The following is a 19596-nucleotide window of genomic DNA, read 5'->3' as shown; positions in this document are numbered from 1 at the left end:
TTTTAATTATTATCTGTAAATGCCCTTTATTCTATTATGAAATTGGTTAAATAAATTGAAGCAATCTTTACTTAATTTCTCCTCTAACCCTGAAAAAGCGACAGAATCTCTTCGCAATTACGTTCAAAAGATTTTAAATAATAATCCAGATTTATCCAGAGAGGAATTGCTTCAAATTTTCAGACGTCATCTCGGGCGCATCCAGACACAAATTCAATCCGAATTTGAGATATCCAAAATTCCAGGACTGAAAGCCGCCACGGAATTGGCCGAATATATTGACGGTTTAATTACCGTTATATTTGATTTTATCTATAAAACCTTACCCTCCACAGATATCGCCACACATTCCATAGCATTGGTCGCGACAGGTGGATATGGAAGAAAGGCCCTTGCCCCGTTCAGTGATATTGACCTTCTTTTTTTAACGTCTGAGCGTCCCTCAAGCAATCTGCTCAATACGATTGAACAATTTTTATATTTTCTTTGGGATTTAGGGTTAAAAGTTGGTCATGCCACACGTTCCATTTCGGAATGTCTTTCAACAGCACAAAAAGACATAACCATTTTGACCACTTTACTTGATTCACGTTTTGTAAGCGGAGATCAGAAACTTTTCAACCAATTTAGTATTGAATTCAAAAGGACCCATGAAACCGTGGGTGATGTTCGTTATATTCAGGAAAAGCGTAAAGAGAAAAAAAACAGGTACAAAAAATTTGGAGAAACTCCGTATCTAGTTGAACCTAATATCAAAGAAGGTTTGGGAGGACTAAGAGACTTACAGACAATTCATTGGGAATGCCGCTATATCCTCGGGTTAAATCAGCAGGACAATATCTTCATCAATCCATATATTGGATCCTTGAATGTACTGAATGAACAAGAGGTTCGACGTTTAAGGAGAGCGCATAATTTTTTATGGACGGTTCGTTTTCAGTTGCACTATATCGCAGGACGAGCTGAAGACCGATTGACTTTTGATATGCAGCCCATCATTGGGGGGAGGATGGGATACACACGACATGGACAACAAGTCGGTGTTGAACGATTTATGCGACATTATTTTCTTACGGCCCGCGAAATAACGCGTTTAACCTATGTTATCGAGGCGGCTTTATATCTTCATGCCCAACGGCTCAAAATAACCGATTACCAAAACAATAAATTTCTTGAACATACCGGTTTTGCCCTTTTAGAAAACCAGCTTTTTCCAACGCCAAAAATTTCATTTGACAATCAGCCCATTTACATGATGCGGATGCTTAAGATTGCCCAGACCCAAAAACGTGCCATTCATCCTCTGGCAATTCATCAAATGATCAGAGCGGAACGACAGACCAACCTATTACGTGGGGACAAAGAGGCTTCCCATATTTTCCTTGATCTGTTATGCGATATACCGAAAGTACTTACTTCAAAGGCACGCTATAAACGTCTAAGCCAGAATAAAAATGAACGTCAGATAGCTGTTCCGTTTGACCCAGTCTCGGACGAACAATATAATTTTCATTGGCTGCAAATCCTTAATACAACAGGTGTATTGGGTCAGTTCATTCCTGAATGGCGTCATATGGTGGGACAGATGCAATTTGATACCTATCATGTATTTACCGTTGATCAACATAGTATTGAAGCTGTCAAACTTTTGGCGCTACTCGAAGCAGGATATTATCCCGAGGATTTGCATTTTGCCTACAAACTCATTCAGGGATTACAGTCACGACGGGCATTATATCTTGCCACCCTTCTTCATGATTCAGGCAAAGGCAAAGGTTCAGATCATTCTGAACTTGGTTCTCAAATGGCGGTTAATATTTGTGCAAGATTGCATATGTCAGCCGATGAATCAGATACCGTTTCCTGGCTTATCCTTCATCACCTGCTTTTAAGCAGTACTGCATTTCAACGCGATATCGATGATCCAAAAACAATTTTGGATCTGGTTGATACCATTCAATCTCCAGAACGTCTTCGTTTATTATTTTTACTAACCGTTTCTGATATTCGTGCCGTTAACGATAAAGTTTGGAATGCATGGAAAGCCACCCTTTTAGTCGAACTTTACAATCGAATATCCGAGGTTTTAGAAGGAAGTCTTGCAACTGCTGAACAAGATACCCGAGTCCACCAGAGTAAAGATAGTATCACCAACCTGTTGAATAGCAAAGAATTCAATTCATGGGAAATTGATGATTTTATCAAGCTGGGATATGCCAGTTATTGGCTATCTTTTGATCAAGACACATATTTGCGCCACGCGGAAATAATTACAAAAGCGAATCAAGCAAGCTCTCCCCTAACGGTCCATACCCATCCCATTCATGACCGTGGTGTCACAGAAGTCACCATCTATACACAGGATCACTCCGGTTTATTTTCAAAAATCGCAGGTGCCCTATCGATTGCTGGGGCATCCATTGTGGATGCACGAATTCACACCCTCACAAATGGCATGATTCTTGATACATTCTGGATACAAAACGCCTCCAAAGATGTTTTTGATGAACCCCACCGTCTGAAAAGAGTTGAGGAATTAATACATTCAACTCTCGAACAGAAAACAGACATAGAACAATGCATATATAATTATTCCCATCACCTGTTATATGGAAGACGTATGCGGGCAATTCATGTCCCTCCCCGTGTAGTTATAGATAATCAAGCTTCTAACAGTTTTACCGTCATTGAAATCAATGGACGTGACCGGATTGGTTTACTTTATGATGTGACAAAGACTATTAAGGAACAAAATCTACAGATAAGTTCCGCCCATATTACAACTTATGGTATTAGAGCCGTGGATGTTTTCTATGTTAAAGACGCGTTTGGTCTAAAAATTCAAGATAAAACCAAATTGTCTCTCATAAGAGACGCTATTCTTCAAAAACTATACCAAGCTGAAGAAAAAATTACTGGTCAACAATCTGAAAAATCTAAGGTAACACAACATCAACCTCAGTCAGAGAATATCAATTTATAAATTTACTTACTTTTTTTTCCAATGCAAGTTTTACCTTATCAATGACAGCTTGCCAGCTCTCTTCCCCATTCCTCGCTTTTTCTTGTTTAAATAATGTCAAAGTTGGATACCACAAATTTTTTTTTGGTATATCGGGACTTTGATTGTACCATCGCCAGTCCCCACCATAACGGTTTAAAAGCCAGGTCTCTTTACCTAAAATACCGGCAAGATGCGCTATTACAGTATCAACTGTTATGATCAAGTCCATTTTCTGCATAATTATGGCTGTATCAAGTAAATCACCCTGTGGTAAAGTCAATATTTTATATTTATCAAGTAATTTCTGAGAAAAATTCATTTGTAAAGATTGAAAAATCACATGTTGAATTGAAAATAACGTTGATAATAATTTAAAAGATATAGACCTTATTCGGTCAAATCGATAATCCGGACTACCTGCCCAACAAATTCCAACATGAAATTTGTTTTCATGCAAAACTATTTCATTTGTTTTATCAAGAATAACTGTAGGCATAATTGGAATGAAATTGATATCTAACAAATAGGGCAAACTCATTAATCTTGCCTGGAAATCAATTGGCTGATTAATTTCCTCCCCTTTTACAATAACTTTACAAATATTATTTAATTCTTGTTGAACAATAACCAATCCAACCAATCGATATACTGGTAAAGGAACTTCCAAAATTATAGAAAGGTTTTTATCTAAATATGGTAGATACCGGATAAACTGAAGAATATCCCCCAATCCCTGTTCTGATCTTATCAGCAATGTGCCTTTTAGCACTTTCCCATCCCAAAAAGGTATATCAGAATATTCTGGAGCAATTTCAAGTAGAGGATGACGAGATTCCATAAGTCTCCAGCCTTTTTTAAATTGACACTTAGCCAATAATATCGATGACAAATTATATTTTATTCTGTTCTGATCTTCCTCTGACAAAAAATGTAAATCATCATCATGAAACAATCTAATATACAATTTTTCAGCCTCGTCAATCATTCCTAATTCAAAAAATAACGTACCTAAATTCAAGCCTATTTTCAGATCTGCCGGAAATTTGTCATAAACCTTCTTCAGTAACTTTAGAGATTTCAGCAATGATCCCTCTGCCATATAAACAAGGGACAAATTAACCTGACATTCTGAATTGTCATTCTGCTTATCAAATGCTTTTTCCAAATAATGTTTGGCTTCATCAATTTGATTTAATTGAAATAATATCCCCCCTAAATTAGCATAGGCACCGTAATCATCATGTTTTAAATGAATAATTTTCTTATAAACAATAACAGCTTCATCCAACAAATTTAACGCCTGCAAAACCAATGCAAGTTTGAATAGAAAATCTATTTCTCCTGGATTATTCCTGACAGATTCCTGTGCAACCGACAAAGCTGTTTCATAAAAATGCCGATCCCAATAAAAATCGATCAAATCATTCCAATAATTGAATGTCTTCTGTTGTAATTCAACCGCCTGCTTAAATGCCTGTTCGGCACGTGTATAATCATCTAAATCATTATAAACTCTTGCTATGGCGTTTAATGCCCGATCATCGGATGGTTGTAAAATAATTGCACTTTTTAGCGCTGATTTAGCCTCATTTAAATGACCCTGACAATGCAACGCTTTCCCAAGAATTACATAATATTCAGGTTTGGAAGAAAATTGGACGGCCCTACCTGCGAAACCTATGGATAGATCAAACCTTTTGGCCATATAAAAAACAAGTGAGCGCCCATATAATGCATCTGGTTCATCAGGATTGCTTTCTAAAATTTCAAAGAAAGCTTGATCCGCTTCTTGAAATTTTCCCTCGGATATGTAATCCATACCCAATTTTATCAACAGCTTATAATTTGTCATAAACAAATGTCACTTTATAAACAGAAGAATGGTCAAAAATTAATCAATACAAATTTTTTGGTTTAAAATTTCGTGCGTTATACATTTTTTTTATTCTATTATGAGAATAACAGTATTAAATAAGGTTAGTCTCTATCATAATCTTTGATTTTAACTTATAAATAAACAAAAATTAACTGGTAATAGAATATTCATCATGAGCATTTTAAAATATTGTTTCATTGCCCTGTCCATGATCCTGATGGTTGTGTTCGTCTCTTTTGACAAGGGTATGGCAAAGCAAAAATTAGATCAACCCTCTCTATTACCATCCAATGCGTTACAAAGCGTTGCAACTGTTAATCAATATATTCCAAATTATATTGCGGTTGATACAGAAAAAAGAATTTTTGTTCAATTTTTCAATTACAATAGAGATTCAGGCCCTTCTCTGGCAACTATAAACGCTGATAACTCAGTTACTCCATATCCGGGAGGTCAATGGAATGACTGGAACAAGACATCCAACCTTGATCCCTCAAACGCATTTGTTGGATTGTCTGGAATGACCTTAACACCTGATGGTTATCTATGGATCATTGATAATGGTATCGATAAATTCGGGAACAAGCCAAATAAAAAAGGCATTAAAATAATTAAGATAGATATTAAAACCAATAAGGTTGTTGATACCTATCCCATTCCTTCCTCTGTCATTTTGCCTAAATCGGTTTTTAATGCGTTGGCTGTCCACGACCATCATGCTTATTTTGCAGATAAAGGTGCTCCCGCCTTGATTATTATGGATTTAAACAATAATCAAGCCAGACGTGTCTTAAGCAATTCATCCAGCCTATATTCTCGACAACCCATTATCGTCAATCATAATCTTATACGTCCAAGTAGCGATCAGAATTCTTTTTTCAATGTTAACCAAATCGCAATCACCCCCGACGGAAAAAGACTTTATTATCAGGCTGTCAGTGGACCACTTTATCGTATCGACACCATGTATCTCAATGATCCTACATATTCGGAATCCGAATTAAATGAAGCGATGATTTTATGGCTTGAAACTCCCTCTTCAGGTGGGATCACATGTGATAATGAAGGCAATCTTTATTTTACTGACATATCCACAAACAGTATCTATCGTTTTACCCAGGGACGCATTTTAAATAAAATTGTTACGGATCCCCGCCTACAATGGCCCGCTCATCCTTTTGTTCTACAGGATAAAACCCTATATACTCCTGTAAATCAGTTTATCCATCATTCGGCACTGGATCATAATAATCATTCAACGATTAAATGGCCTTTGACGATTTACAAAATTGACCTTCCACCCTTAAAATAAACTCTATCTAAAAAACAGGTTACCATGCGTTACATATCCACACGGGGACAAGCCCCAATTTTAAATTTTTCTCATACGCTCCTTACGGGTCTTGCAGAAGATGGAGGCTTATATATTCCTGAAACCTGGCCACACCTTTCCCATAATGATCTTAGGGAATTGAGAAAGCTTGATTATTCAGAACTTGCCGCAAAAATTATTGGTTTATTTACAGGGGATGATATACCTGCTCCCATCCTTTTGGATTTATGCAAACAATCCTACGCAAGCTTTAACCATAAAGCAATTGTCCCCTTGGTTCAGCTTGAACACAACCTTTTTGTTCAGGAACTTTTTCATGGTCCCACCCTGGCTTTTAAAGATATGGCGATGCAGCTTTTGGGACGCCTGTTTGATTATGTTCTCAGCCAACGAGAGGAGCATATCACAATTGTAGGTGCAACGTCAGGCGATACAGGCTCTGCCGCAATAGAGGCTTTTAAGGACAGTAAATATCTTACAGTCACTATTTTACATCCCTATGGACGCACTTCAGAAGTTCAGCGTCGTCAAATGACAACCGTCCTTTCACCCAATATCAATAATATTGCCATTAAAGGTTCCTTTGATGATTGCCAGGATTTAGTCAAGTCCATGTTTGCGGACATGCCATTCCGTAAAGAAATGCATTTATCTGCCATAAATTCCATTAATTGGGGGCGTATCGCCGCACAAATTCCCTATTATATTTATGCGGCACTATGTTTAGGCGCTCCTGACCGTGAGGTTTCCTTTACTGTCCCAACAGGAAATTTCGGCAATATACTTGCCGCATGGACGGCAAAGAAAATGGGGCTTCCCATTAGATTTTTAGGAGTCGCCTCCAATCATAATGATATCCTAACACGCTTTTTATTAAATAATGACATGAGTATACAAGAGGTAAAACCGAGTTTATCTCCCTCAATGGATATCCAGATTTCTTCGAATTTTGAACGGTTGCTTTTTGAATTGCTTGATCGTGATGCAGCGCAATGCTGTCAAATCATGCAAAATTTCCGCAAGGATGGAAAAATGAATATTCCTGAACAATCCTGGACAAAAGCGACTCAGAATTTTAAGGGAATGTCACTGAATAATGAAGAAACGAAAAAAGCCATTACAAAAATTTTCAAAGATTCACTGTATCTTGCAGACCCACATACTGCAATCGGAATAATAACCGCACAAAAATATCTTGAAAAAGATGTCCCTATGGTAGCTGTTGCAACAGCTCATCCGGCCAAATTCCCTGATGCGATTAAACAGGCAACAGGAATTCTTCCTCCACTGCCACTTGCAATGGCGGATTTATATGAAAGAAAAGAAAACTATCAAATTCTTCCTGCAGATTTACAAGCGATTGAAAATTCAGTCCGCACTGTAGCCTATCAAAATAATTTTTAATTTTAGGATAATTATGAATCAAGCCATAAATATCACACGTCTTCCTTCCGGCATGTTGGTCGTGACTGAACAGATGAAACATGTAGAAACCGTTTCCATGGGAGCTTATGTTTCAGTCGGGACAAGATATGAAAAGGCTGAAGAAAATGGAATATCCCATTTTCTGGAACATATGGCTTTCAAGGGTACACACTCGCGCTCTGCATCCGTTATTGCGGAAACGGTTGAAAATGTTGGTGGACACATCAATGCCTTTACCGCCCGCGAACTTACAGCCTATTATCTTAAACTTTTAAAGGATGATGTGGAACTTGGAACAGATATTCTGGGCGATATCTTGACCCATAGTATTTTTGATGCGGAAGAATTTGAAAAAGAAAGAAGTGTTATTCTTCAGGAAATCGGTCAAGTTAATGATACACCTGATGAAATCATTTTCGATTATTTCCAGGAAACCGCTTATCCCGATCAACCAATGGGACGTCCCACTCTTGGGACAAGCAGTATTATCAGATCTTTGCAAAAAGAACATCTGCAACACTATATGAATTCACATTATAATGCGGAAAATATTATTTTCTCTGCAGCTGGTAATATTGAACACAATAAAATTGTTGCGTATGTAAACAAATATTTCAAAGACTTACCAAAAAAAAAATCAGTCTCTCCTGTTGCAGCCCTATATAAAGGTGGGGAATTCAGAAAATTAAAACACTTGGATCAGGCACATATTATTCTGGGCTTTCCATCATTTACATTCAAACATCCATGTTATTATGCCTCCATTCTTTTATCTATTATTCTCGGTGGCGGAATGTCCTCTCGTCTTTTTCAGGAAATACGAGAAAAAAGAGGGCTTGTTTACACAATCTACGCTTATAACCTTACCCATCAGGATGATGGAATATTCAGTATTTATACAGGTACTGGTAAAGAACAGGTCAAGGAATTAATGCCTGTTCTTGTACAAGAATTGAAAAAAATTCAAAAATACATCAAGCCCGAGGAATTACAACGCACCAAGGCTCAATTAAAGTCTTCCCTGTTAATGTCAATGGAAAGCACTAACAGCCGTTGTGAACAACTTGCACGTCATTTACAGATTTATGGCCGGATCATTTCCCCCCAGGAAATTTCCAAACGCATTGATGCTGTCACCCTTGATGACATATGCCAAGTTGCAAAACACATTTTTACCCGTGTTCCCACGCTAACAGCGCTGGGTCCCATTGAAAACGTTCCATTTCTATCAAGTATTACCGAAAGTCTTGCACAATGACAGATCATAAAGATTTTATCAAAAACCTGATTTTAAAGGCTAAAAAGGCAGGGGCGACCGATGCGGATGCAATCTATCTTGAATCTACATCCGTTGGTGTGCAGGTCAGAAATGGTCAGGTGGAAGAGCTTGAACGTTCCGAATCAAAAACAGTTGGATTAAGAGTTTTAGTTAACAAACGCGTTTCAACAGTCTCAACAACTGATTTGCAACAACAGAATATGGAAAAGCTGGTAGAGCATGCTATTTCAATGGCAAAAATATTGCCAGAGGATCCCTATGCCGAATTGCCCGCACCCTCAGAAAAAAATTATATTGAACCGCAAAAGCTAGATCTGTATGACCCTACAGAACAATCAACCAAACAGATGATTGAGCAAGCCAAAGCCGTGGAAACTGCCGCAATAACCATAAAAGGAATAACAAATAGTATGGGAGGAAGCTGCAGTTATGGCAAGACAGCTATGACCCTGGCAAACAGTAAGGGTTTTTTGGGATCTTATCAACGTACCTCTCATTCGCTGGCTGTTTGTGTTCTGGCAGGAACCGGTACAGAAATGCAAAGAGATTATGACTTTCATTCCTCTGTTCATCTTCAGGATTTACAGTCCCCCAAAATCATCGGTGAAAATGCCGCCCGTAAAACGTTGGCCAAATTAAATCCTTCCAAACCCAAAACAGGTATATTATCTGTCGTTTTTCATCCTCGGGTTGCCAACAGCATTGTTTCTCATCTGGCAAGTGCATTAAATGGTCATGCAATTGCAAAAGGAACTTCTTTTTTGAAAGAGAAAATGGGACAGTTTGTTTTTCCCGAAAATATAACCATTATTGATAATCCATACAAAATAAGAGGGTTGGCATCTCGTCCTTTTGATGCTGAAGGATTGTTTCCTGAAGAATTGAAACTGGTTGATTCTGGTAAAATAGCCAATTGGTTGTTAGACAATCGTACAGCAAAACAACTCGGTCTGCAAAGCAACGGTCACGCAACCAGAGGTCCATCATCTCCACCCACACCAACGACAACCAATCTGTATATTCAGCCTGGCGAACAAACCCCCGAAGAATTGATGAAAGATATTGCAGAAGGTATTTACATAACAGAACTATTAGGTTCATCGGTCAATATTGTCACAGGTGACTATAGTCGTGGTGCCAGTGGGTTCATGATCAGAAATGGAAAAATTGCTGAACCAATTATGGAATTCACACTTGCCGGCAATCTAATGGACATGTTTTCAAAACTTCACGTCGCAAACGATCTTGATTTCAGATATACTACCAATAGTCCAACTCTACGGATTGATGAAATCAGTATTGCTGGACAATAATTTCATAACCTTAAGAGATGGATCAATAAAATGAAACGTGCGACCTTACACAGCCGTACACTGTTATTTTTATTAAGTGCTGCTTTGATTAGCCCCCCGCTCCTCATTTCTTCCTCTCATCAAGCTGAAGCAAGAGCAGGACGAGGGTTTTCCATGGGTAGCAGGGGAAGCAGAACCTTCAGCTCACCTTCCTATACTAGAATAACACCTAATGGAGGACAATCTTTTCAACGTACCATGACGAGACCTCCAGCAACTAATAATTCAGGTTTTAATGCGCGCCCTGTAGCACCGTCAGCTCCAACTACGCGACAGATATCCCCCAATAACGCAACAGCTCCGCAAAGAGGAAATTTTCTTAAAGGAATTGCCGGAGGAGTTGCCGGAGCAGCTGCCTATGATATGTTGATGGGTCATCATCAAACCAACGCCCAAACTCCCGCTGCTAATGCCAATCAAAATACTGATCAGAACATGAATCCGTCAGATCCCAATACAATGCAATCACATCCGACACCAATGTCTCAACAGACACCCAAAAAGCATAATTCATCAGGATCTCTTGTATGGATTATAGTTCTTGGGCTTCTGGTATGGTTTGGTATCCGTTATTTTCGCAAAAATTCTGCCATTAATAAAGAACAAGGAAACAATAATTCAATAAATCCGATTAAGGAATATATCAAGGAATCAAATATACAACTTAATCAAAACGATTATACTGTTTTTCAACAACGACTCATCGAAATACAGGAAGCCTGGAATCATCAGGATTTAGGAAGTATGCAAAAAATTGCCACTCCCGAGATGGTGTCTTATTTCAATGAGCAACTTACCGATTTGGCTAGTAAAGGTCTGCATAACAGCACTTCAAATGTACAATTTGAACAAGGGGATCTTTCCGAAGTTTGGACAGAAGGTACACGTGAATATGCTACAGTGGCTATGCGTTATTCGCTAATCGATATAACGACCGACAATAACGGAAACGTTGTAGAAGGTAATCCAAATCAGCCTGTAACTGTAACAGAACTTTGGACTTTCGTACGATCGGTTGATCATAATTGGTGGTTATTGTCTGCCATCCAACAACAGAAATAATTTAAACTTTGATTAAGGTGATAATATATAAAATTCCACTTAATCCCAAAAATGCATAAAATAAAATTTTATTCCTTTGAATGTTACGGCGTTTTTTTTCCTGCCTTTCTTCAAGGGATATTTTTTTTTCAAAATATATCATGATTGATATTAGACACCCCATAAATCATAAATATAATGATCTATAATCAAGGCTAAAAATAGAAAGAAGAGATAAATCAAAGAAAAACGAAAAGACCATCTTGCCGCTTTATCACTTCTTAAACTTTTTCCTGAATGATCCTGTTTTTCAAGTAAAACACAAATGGCCATAAACATAAATCCGACATTCAATATCAACGCTGCCACCATATAGACGCTATGCGTGAAATGAAAATACACAGGCAATAAACTGACAATGGCCAACAAAATAGTATATATGAAAATCTGCCACCGTGTATGTCTGGCCCCTTTTACAACTGGAAGCATGGGAATACCAGCCCGTCCATAATCCTTGCAAGCATATAGGGATAAAGACCAAAAATGGGGAGGTGTCCAGAAAAAAACAATCAAAAACAGTATTATTGGGAATAATTGGATCTGTCCAGTTACACTTATCCAACCTATCAAGGGAGGAAAAGCACCCGCTGCCCCACCAATAACAATATTTTGCGGGGTTGATCTTTTTAACCAAACTGTATAAATCACACTATAATAAAATATTGAAAACGCCAGTATAAAACTTGCAAAAAAATTTGTAGCCAGAAACATAAGGATGACAGAGATAATGGATACAGTTACCCCATAAATCAAAGCATCTGAAGATTGAACCCTCCCCGAGGGCAAAGGACGGGTTATAGTCCTGTTCATAACACGATCAATATCCTGATCGTACCACATGTTAATGGCACCAGCACCTCCTGACGCAAGACAAATACAAATAATACTTATCAAAGAAATAAAAGGGTTTGCATATCCAGGTGCCAAAATAATGCCGACAATTCCTGTAAAAACAACCAAAGAAATAACCCTCGGTTTTAACAGAAGGAACCAATCCCTGACATTGCTTCCAACAATTAATGGGTCGAAGCGTATACGCTGGTTGACTGCATTATTCTCAATCTGAATTTTACTCATCTGTTTTGCTTGTTTGCAGTAAACATGGGAGAAGGCAATTTCCATTCATTCGTGATTGCACCTTTACCCCAATAATTGGCTACAGGTTTAACCACGTTATAAAATATGGCATTGATAATCACACCCTGAAAAACAAATATGGATAGTCCCATAAATATGTCACCCCAAAAAACTGTGTTTCTACCTAATGGGATTATTTTCAATGTCAGAACAATTCCAATCATTGTAATCACAAAATGTGAAATTCCCAATGATTCTGAATATTGTTTTCCAAAAATTTTACCCATCCAAAAATAAAACCCTGCAAAAATTGATAATATAATTGCATAAGTTAGAGTTGAATGAATCTGATTTATTCCTTGAATTAATCCTTTATATGGCCAAGCAAAAAGTAAAAGGAACAAGCAACCCAACGACCATAACATAGGCGTTGATATGTTTTTTAAGCCTGTTTTAAACAATTTCAATGCAAAAATACTTAAAACCCATATCAATCCATATAAACCAATAGCAAATATAGTTTCGATGTTCGCAAATGAATCTGTCTGAAAGTAGACTTCTGTAAATATGGATTTATTCCAAAATAAAAATAATAGAAGAGAGAATGCTGTTGTAATGCCAATTAATAAAATTTTATCCGATTTGATTTTCTTTTCTGATATTGTCTGAAAAATATGAAATAAGATACCAAAAGATGGCAAGATTAAAACTACAACCATGGGAAAAACGAAATTTTTTACAGTTTGTGAAATCGCCCAATCCAACTGCATATTATAATTTAAATAATCTCGTGTTAATATCCCCAATAATATTGATCCCACTCCCAATAAAAAACTCGCACTTATAACATGCATCCAGGCAAATAGGGGAATTGAGTAATATTTAATATCCTGCCCACGATTATTAATAAAAGTAACAAGGACATTAATTGAAAATAAAACCGAACCAATTGACCAAAATACCAAGCTTATCAAGCTCATCAATCCAGTTTCTGAATTAAAAAAGGAAAAAAAATTAAAGAAAAATCCTGTCCATAATAAAATGATTGAAAGGATATTGATTAATGGAAACGCAAAATTTCTACTTCCAATTAAAACAGGAAAGAACCATGAACCGAAGGCTACCATTAATGCTGGCTGTAAGACAAAAAAAACCATCATTCTGGCATGAGTCTGGAAAATATTAATAGCAGCAGTTTGGTCATGAATTTGAAATAATAAAGGTAAAAATTCATTCAGTTGGTAATATAAAGCGGTGATCCCTCCACTTAATCCTGCCAAGATAGCCAAAATAATGGCACTCATTCCTACTTTATAATTGATTTTCATTAATAATTTTCCACAAATATACTTTTTTTAGAGTATATCTATCTTTCAAAACTAACCAAAGTAAATAATCCTAAAGGCGGAACCGAATTTACTTCAGCCCTTTTTAACACTTCTGGTGGTAACAAGGACTGAATGGCAAAATCGGGATGCCAACCCAATGCCTTGGATGCAGGAGCCATAATTCGTTCAACATATGACCGGAGTCCTTTTTGAGCTATAAAATGATTCACAAAAAGAATATGCCCACCAGGCTTCACTACACGTTGTAATTCCTTAAACAATCGGTCTGGATGAGGCACAACCGAGGCAACAAACATGCCGACCGCAATGTCAAAAGAATCCGTTTCAAAAGTCGTTGCCTCAGCATCCATTTCCAACAATGCATCAACATTATTGATTTTTTCTTTTTTCACACGCTGTTTGGCCTTTTCCAGCATATCGGTTGAAAGGTCAATACCCGTCACTCTTTTATCATTATGATAAGAAGGTAAAGCCAGGCCAGTTCCGACACCCACCTCTAATATTTTTTTTCCCGGTAAAGAATTAACCTTTTCAACGGCACATCGTCGGCCAAATGAAGAAACTGTACCAAAAACAGTATCATAAACCTTAGCCCAGCGACGATAGGCAAGCTTAACTGCATCTGCATTTAAGGCAGTATGAGGTAAAGGAGACACGCTATTGCTCCAAATTTGGTGAAATAACAAAATAATACAAAAATAACACCTTATAATCCAATTTCATAAAAATAGAAATTTTTTTTATTTACCTTAAAATTAAAGTATTATTTTTTATAATTTTTCTTTGGATAATCAAAATTCATCGAACACTCTTTATTGTTTCCCGAATTATGTCTATACTCCATTTTGTTAACAAATTAAATAAAATTATAATTAGGACTTAAGCGTTAAAATGTTAATGACAATTGTGGTATGGATCCTCGCGATTGGATCAATCATACTATGGAGCTATAATTTTACTTACCTAAAACATCGTGAAATATACGAGTGGTTTGATAATAAATTTGGCAAGGATGATCCCATACCGCCAATGCCTTCAAAATCGAATTCTGATCAATCCAGTGATGACAAAAAAAATAATCTTTAATTCTTTTTCATTTTAGATAGTATTCAATATTATTCCAGATACAAGCGGCAGAATTCATTTGATTAAAACGGTCCAGCTCTTGTAACCCTGTTGGTGAGGTGACATTAATTTCAGTAAGGTAATCCCCCAATACATCTATCCCAACAAAAATCAACCCCTGCTCTTTCAGGGTTTTACCTATTTTAGAGCAAATATAAAGATCCCGTTCAGTTAATTGAGTTTTCTCCGCCACTCCCCCAACATGCATATTGGATCGCATATCTCCTTTTTGCGGAACTCGATTGATTGCACCGATAGGTTCCCCATCAACTAAAATGATCCTTTTGTCTCCCCTTTTAACGGAAGGCTCATAACGTTGCACCATCAGGGGTTCATTGGATATTGAAAACTGCATTTCTAACAATGCATTAAAATTCTCATCCTCATCCTGAATGCGGAAAACGCCTACACCCCCATTCCCGAACAACGGTTTAACAACAATATCTTTGTATTCCTCCCTAAACATCCGAATTGTTTCGACATCACGAGAAACAAGCGTGGGAGGCATTAATTCAGGCCAAAATGTAGCCATTAATTTTTCCGGTGAATTTCGAACGGATTTTGGATTATTTACAACAAATACCTTGTCCTTGCCCACACCATGAATACGTTCCAGAATATGTGTGGCAGTAATATATCCCATATCAAAAGGTGGATCCTGGCGCATCAACAGCACGTCAAAATCTGCCAGATTCACGGTTTCCACTTCTCCAAATTTTACATGATCACCTATAACCTTTTGAATATTAACTTTTCGACCTCGTGCTGTTACATACTTACTTTTTTCATTATTGAACAAACTTAAGCTATTTACAGAATAAACAAAAAGTGAATAACCACGAGCCTGTGCCTCGATCATCAATGCAAATGTTGAATCTCCATGAATATTTATCTTTTCCAAAGGATCCATTTGTACCGCGATTTTTAACATTTTTAAATATCCATTCTATTCTGACTCTGCATCATAAGTGATTTCTAAAATTTCAAGGTATTTTTCACCAACAGGGGTTTGCAACCTTATTTCATCCCCTACTCTAGCACGCATTAATGCCCTAGCTACAGGGGATACTAGACTTATTTGCCCTTTTTCCGTGATTGCTTCATCTGTTCCAACAATAGTAACCCTATGCTCACAATCATCCTCGGTTAAATAGCGCACTGTAGCACCAAAAAAAACCCGATCTTTTCCCTGTTGATCAATGGGGTTTACAATTTGTGCGTTCTCTAACCGTTTGGATAAAAATCGAACCCGACGATCAATCTCACGCAATCTTTTTTTTCCATAAAGATAATCTCCATTTTCAGATCGATCTCCATTACCGGCTGCCCATGAAACAATCTCCACTATTTTTGGACGCTCTTCATGCAATAGTTGCAATAATTCCTTTTTCAAACGTGTATAACCCCAAGGGGTGATATAAGGTAAAGACATATAAACAAACCTAAATTTTAAAATAATTTCTATATTCCCATAAAGGAATAGAATATCCTGCCTTTTAAAATTTGCCCCGGTTTTAAGATAAACAAGCCGCGATCCGAAATTTCTGGCATATTGATTGCATTATTCATGTTAGTTGCCGGTTCCATAGTAAAAAAAGATTGGTCTGGTGGGGTATATACAACAAAATGCCGAAAAATAACGCTGGCAGAAACCGTTAAGAAACTATTACTATATTTCCAGCGGATAAACGCTTCGCGATCCCAGTTCACATAACAATTATCCAGAAAATCGTCTTGTTTCAAAATACGCATTTGATCAAAGTTCCATTGATCTTCGTTCAACATGCGACCCTCTGGCAATCCATCCGGACCATTGTTCCATACAGACGGTGCCGAAAAACCGATTTCAACAAGATTTCTTCTTGGCAAATAGGGATGAAAGCCCATCCCGATGGGTTGTTTGCAAATATCAGTATTTTTACATGACATTTGTATAAACAATCCACTTTCATAAACACAATATCTCAACCTGGCAAAATATGCATAGGGCCATTCCTTTTGAGATCCCTTATCCGGATTATAATTCAAAGTTAAAACAACACTATTTTCCGTAAAGGATTCAAGATCCCAAGACCTTTGCCATGCATTACCATGAATGGAATCCTTTCCGTTCGACGCATTGGGGGTTAATTGATAAACACTGTTATTGAATTTAAATTTACCGTTTGCAATACGATTAGAATAAGGCAACATTGGATAGGCTGCAATAATCTGGTCAGAATGTCTCGTCAAGGGCGAACGCTCGACTGGATAAAAAATCAATAAATCTTTTCTCAACCAATATGCTATGGCTCCACCCAAAGAAGGATATATGCCAATTCTATTATTTCCCGCCTTAATTTCCAGCATCCCGCATCCCTATTTAATGTTTCTTTGATCTTTGACGCCTCGATGGACCATAGCCTCCCCCACCAGGTCCAAGAGGTCTTGGTTTAAAATTGCTTTTTAGGATTCTCCCCTCTTCTCTGGTACGGATTGTCGGTTCAATATCAGAAATTAATCCCATATCTAAATCTTCCAATCTCTTTATTTCATCTCGTATACGAGCAGCCTCTTCAAACTCAAGATTGGTGGCAGCGTTACGCATTTCCTTTTCCAATTCTGCTATGGTTCCTTTCAGGTCCTTCCCTACCAGAGAATGAATATCAGAAAATTCTGTTGGGGAAACCGTTACATAATCCTGTTCATAAACAGAAGCAATGATCTCTCCAATTTTCTTTTTTACCGTTGCTGGCGTAATATTATGATCTTCATTCCATTGTGTCTGTTTTTCACGACGTCTTGCAGTTTCTTCGATCGCATATTTTAAACTGTCCGTAATTTTATCCGCATATAATAAAACACGCCCATCAACATTTCTTGCTGCCCGTCCAATCGTCTGTATCAAAGAGGTTCTTGACCTTAAAAATCCTTCTTTGTCAGCATCAAGAATGGCCACCAATTGACACTCTGGTATATCCAGACCCTCCCTTAGAAGATTAATCCCTACCAGAACATCTATCACACCCAAACGCAAATCCCTTATAATCTCTATACGCTCCAAAGTATCGATATCTGAATGAAGATAACGAACCTTTATACCAGCTTCACTCATATAATCAGTTAATTTTTCAGCCCATTTTTTGGTTAGAGTTGTAACAAGAACACGCCCACCCTTCTTGATGACCTTATTTGCCTCGGATAATAAATCATCCACTTGCAATTCAATTGGTCTTATATCAGTAACAGGATCAGTCAAACCGGTTGGACGTATGACCTGTTCAATAAACACGCCTCCTGTTTTCTCTAACTCCCAGGGACCTGGTGTCGCACTGACAAAAATGCTCTGGGGACGATAACAATCCCATTCCGCAAAATTAAGTGGCCTATTGTCCATACAAGAAGGGAGTCGAAAACCAAAATCCGAAAGCGTTTTTTTACGTGCATAATCCCCCCGTTCCATTCCTCCTATCTGAGGTACACTTACATGACTTTCATCCACGATAAGCAAGGCATCTTCTGGCAGATATTCAAAAAGAGTAGGTGGAGGTTCACCGGGATTGCGTCCTGAAAGATAACGGGAATAATTCTCAATACCCTTACACAATCCTGTTGTTTCGATCATTTCAAGATCAAAAGTTGTACGCTGTTGAATACGTTCGGCCTCCAACAATTTGCCTTCAGCTACAAATTGATCAATTCTTTCCTTCAACTCAACCTTGATATTTTTAATTGCCTGATTCAAGGTTGGTCTTGGCGTAACAAAATGACTATTGGCATAAATAGTTATCGACTTTAAGTTTGCTGTATTAACCCCGGTCAAAGGATCAAATTCGTTAATTGATTCAACTTCATCCCCAAAGAGCTGAATTCTCCAGGCACGATCAGCGTTTTGAACGGGAAAAATATCTATTGTTTCGCCTCTTACACGAAACGTTCCCCGCTGAAAGGCCATATCATTTCTACGATATTGCTGTTCTACCAAAGCTTTTAGCAAATCCTCACGATTTACCACTCCGCCTTCCTCAACCCGCACAACCATATGAGAATAGGTTTCTGGAGATCCAATACCGTAAATACAGGAAACAGAGCCAACTATAATAACATCATTACGTTCTAGTAAAGCCTGTGTGGCCGCATGTCGCATACGGTCAATCTGTTCATTGATCTGACTATCTTTTTCTATATAAGTGTCAGATCGAGGCACATAGGCTTCCGGTTGATAATAATCATAATAACTGACAAAATATTCAACCGCATTATTTGGAAAAAATTCTTTCATTTCTCCATAAAGCTGCGCTGCAAGCGTTTTATTGGGTGCTAAAATCAAGGTTGGTTTTTGCACGGCCTCAATAACCTTGGCCATGGTAAAAGTTTTGCCTGAACCTGTTACACCCAATAAGACCTGGTCACGATCTCCAGCCTCAATTCCATCAGTAAGTTGTTTGATGGCGTTTGGCTGATCTCCTGAGGGCTGAAATTGCGATACAATTTCCAACCTGTTCATTTTCGGCTTTGCCGGAATCTTTTCTGGATGAAAAATGACAGTTCCGCTTCTTTTTGGTTTTTTCATGGAAATTATCTGATTTTGTTATGATTTCTATATTTGATTTAAGATTAAGACTTTGTATTTGCTATATTATATAGCATAATAAATGGTCTACTAAAATGAACAATCCCAGTTCATAGATCAAAA

Annotated in this window: 15 protein-coding genes; 7 read left to right on the top strand and 8 right to left on the bottom strand. The window is 37.6% G+C overall.

What is annotated here, in order from left to right:
- Positions 1 to 55: 55 nt before the first annotated feature.
- Positions 56 to 2983 (top strand): [protein-PII] uridylyltransferase, encoded by a 2928-nt coding sequence (locus tag H3R33_RS02440; protein WP_198185197.1) that lies wholly within the window; start codon positions 56 to 58, stop codon positions 2981 to 2983.
- On the opposite strand, the gene H3R33_RS02435 is transcribed toward H3R33_RS02440, so the two are convergent.
- Positions 2973 to 4856, bottom strand: a complete 1884-nt coding sequence (locus H3R33_RS02435) for a lipopolysaccharide assembly protein LapB (RefSeq protein WP_198185196.1) — start codon at positions 4854 to 4856, stop codon at positions 2973 to 2975. The genes H3R33_RS02440 and H3R33_RS02435 overlap by 11 nt on opposite strands.
- A 196-nt stretch (positions 4857 to 5052) precedes the next feature.
- On the opposite strand from H3R33_RS02435, the gene H3R33_RS02430 reads away from it, so the two are divergent.
- The 5 genes from H3R33_RS02430 to H3R33_RS02410 are packed head-to-tail and all read left to right on the top strand — an operon-like array spanning position 5053 to position 11331.
- A complete protein-coding gene (locus H3R33_RS02430; protein ID WP_122123758.1) occupies positions 5053 to 6192 on the top strand; it encodes an L-dopachrome tautomerase-related protein in 1140 nt (379 codons plus the stop codon).
- A gap of 24 nt (positions 6193 to 6216) precedes the next feature.
- Positions 6217 to 7617, top strand: coding sequence for a threonine synthase (gene thrC / locus H3R33_RS02425; protein WP_198185195.1), 1401 nt, complete (start codon positions 6217 to 6219; stop codon positions 7615 to 7617).
- Between the two features lie 13 nt (positions 7618 to 7630).
- A complete protein-coding gene (locus H3R33_RS02420) occupies positions 7631 to 8896 on the top strand; it encodes a pitrilysin family protein (RefSeq protein WP_198185194.1) in 1266 nt (421 codons plus the stop codon).
- Positions 8893 to 10230 carry a TldD/PmbA family protein gene (locus tag H3R33_RS02415; protein WP_198185193.1) on the top strand — a complete coding sequence of 446 codons (1338 nt, stop codon included), beginning with the start codon at positions 8893 to 8895 and terminating at the stop codon, positions 10228 to 10230. The genes H3R33_RS02420 and H3R33_RS02415 overlap by 4 nt, the downstream gene beginning before the upstream one ends.
- 30 nt (positions 10231 to 10260) lie before the next feature.
- Positions 10261 to 11331, top strand: coding sequence for a TIM44-like domain-containing protein (locus tag H3R33_RS02410; RefSeq protein ID WP_232342189.1), 1071 nt, complete (start codon positions 10261 to 10263; stop codon positions 11329 to 11331).
- 150 nt (positions 11332 to 11481) lie between these two features.
- Here the strand turns inward: H3R33_RS02410 and H3R33_RS02405 are convergent, their stop codons facing one another.
- The 3 genes from H3R33_RS02405 to H3R33_RS02395 are packed head-to-tail and all read right to left on the bottom strand — an operon-like array spanning position 11482 to position 14488.
- Positions 11482 to 12447 (bottom strand): heme o synthase, encoded by a 966-nt coding sequence (locus tag H3R33_RS02405; RefSeq protein WP_155565948.1) that lies wholly within the window; start codon positions 12445 to 12447, stop codon positions 11482 to 11484.
- Positions 12444 to 13775: a cbb3-type cytochrome c oxidase subunit I gene (locus H3R33_RS02400; RefSeq protein WP_198185192.1), complete on the bottom strand. Its 1332-nt coding sequence runs from the start codon at positions 13773 to 13775 to the stop codon at positions 12444 to 12446. The genes H3R33_RS02405 and H3R33_RS02400 overlap by 4 nt, the downstream gene beginning before the upstream one ends.
- A gap of 38 nt (positions 13776 to 13813) precedes the next feature.
- Positions 13814 to 14488 carry a class I SAM-dependent methyltransferase gene (locus tag H3R33_RS02395; protein ID WP_370552699.1) on the bottom strand — a complete coding sequence of 225 codons (675 nt, stop codon included), beginning with the start codon at positions 14486 to 14488 and terminating at the stop codon, positions 13814 to 13816.
- Between the two features lie 205 nt (positions 14489 to 14693).
- Here H3R33_RS02395 and H3R33_RS02390 point away from each other — a divergent pair, with 205 nt between their 5' ends.
- Positions 14694 to 14882, top strand: coding sequence for a hypothetical protein (locus tag H3R33_RS02390; RefSeq protein WP_155565638.1), 189 nt, complete (start codon positions 14694 to 14696; stop codon positions 14880 to 14882).
- Between the two features lie 7 nt (positions 14883 to 14889).
- Here H3R33_RS02390 and gshB read toward each other — a convergent pair whose 3' ends face one another.
- The 4 genes from gshB to uvrB are packed head-to-tail and all read right to left on the bottom strand — an operon-like array spanning position 14890 to position 19473.
- A complete protein-coding gene (gene gshB, locus H3R33_RS02385) occupies positions 14890 to 15852 on the bottom strand; it encodes a glutathione synthase (RefSeq protein WP_198185190.1) in 963 nt (320 codons plus the stop codon).
- Positions 15853 to 15867: 15 nt separating this feature from the next.
- The gene (greB, locus tag H3R33_RS02380; RefSeq protein ID WP_110438227.1) at positions 15868 to 16353 is read right to left on the bottom strand and encodes a transcription elongation factor GreB; all 486 of its coding nucleotides are present in this window, start codon (positions 16351 to 16353) and stop codon (positions 15868 to 15870) included.
- 29 nt (positions 16354 to 16382) lie between these two features.
- Complete coding sequence (locus H3R33_RS02375; protein WP_110438228.1) at positions 16383 to 17270, bottom strand: aldose 1-epimerase; 888 nt, start codon at positions 17268 to 17270, stop codon at positions 16383 to 16385.
- A gap of 13 nt (positions 17271 to 17283) precedes the next feature.
- Entirely contained in the window at positions 17284 to 19473 is a 2190-nt protein-coding gene (gene uvrB / locus H3R33_RS02370) for an excinuclease ABC subunit UvrB (protein ID WP_283949375.1), read from the bottom strand.
- Positions 19474 to 19596: the final 123 nt, after the last annotated feature.

The sequence above is a fragment of the Commensalibacter sp. B14384M2 genome, from assembly GCF_016101865.1.
Classification (GTDB): domain Bacteria; phylum Pseudomonadota; class Alphaproteobacteria; order Acetobacterales; family Acetobacteraceae; genus Commensalibacter; species Commensalibacter melissae.
The sequence above is the reverse complement of the archived record's forward strand: the minus strand, read 5'-3'. Positions and strand labels throughout refer to the sequence as shown.

What these genes read in the sequence shown, in the direction of transcription:
- H3R33_RS02435 (WP_198185196.1), bottom strand. Translation starts at nt 4,856, where the DNA reads ATGACAAATTATAAGCTGTTGATAAAATTGGGTATGGATTACATATCC.
- H3R33_RS02430 (WP_122123758.1), top strand. Translation starts at nt 5,053, where the DNA reads ATGAGCATTTTAAAATATTGTTTCATTGCCCTGTCCATGATCCTGATG.
- thrC (WP_198185195.1), top strand. Translation starts at nt 6,217, where the DNA reads ATGCGTTACATATCCACACGGGGACAAGCCCCAATTTTAAATTTTTCT.
- H3R33_RS02420 (WP_198185194.1), top strand. Translation starts at nt 7,631, where the DNA reads ATGAATCAAGCCATAAATATCACACGTCTTCCTTCCGGCATGTTGGTC.
- H3R33_RS02415 (WP_198185193.1), top strand. Translation starts at nt 8,893, where the DNA reads ATGACAGATCATAAAGATTTTATCAAAAACCTGATTTTAAAGGCTAAA.
- H3R33_RS02410 (WP_232342189.1), top strand. Translation starts at nt 10,261, where the DNA reads ATGAAACGTGCGACCTTACACAGCCGTACACTGTTATTTTTATTAAGT.
- H3R33_RS02405 (WP_155565948.1), bottom strand. Translation starts at nt 12,447, where the DNA reads ATGAGTAAAATTCAGATTGAGAATAATGCAGTCAACCAGCGTATACGC.
- H3R33_RS02400 (WP_198185192.1), bottom strand. Translation starts at nt 13,775, where the DNA reads ATGAAAATCAATTATAAAGTAGGAATGAGTGCCATTATTTTGGCTATC.
- H3R33_RS02390 (WP_155565638.1), top strand. Translation starts at nt 14,694, where the DNA reads ATGACAATTGTGGTATGGATCCTCGCGATTGGATCAATCATACTATGG.
- gshB (WP_198185190.1), bottom strand. Translation starts at nt 15,852, where the DNA reads ATGTTAAAAATCGCGGTACAAATGGATCCTTTGGAAAAGATAAATATT.
- greB (WP_110438227.1), bottom strand. Translation starts at nt 16,353, where the DNA reads ATGTCTTTACCTTATATCACCCCTTGGGGTTATACACGTTTGAAAAAG.
- H3R33_RS02375 (WP_110438228.1), bottom strand. Translation starts at nt 17,270, where the DNA reads ATGCTGGAAATTAAGGCGGGAAATAATAGAATTGGCATATATCCTTCT.
- uvrB (WP_283949375.1), bottom strand. Translation starts at nt 19,473, where the DNA reads ATGAAAAAACCAAAAAGAAGCGGAACTGTCATTTTTCATCCAGAAAAG.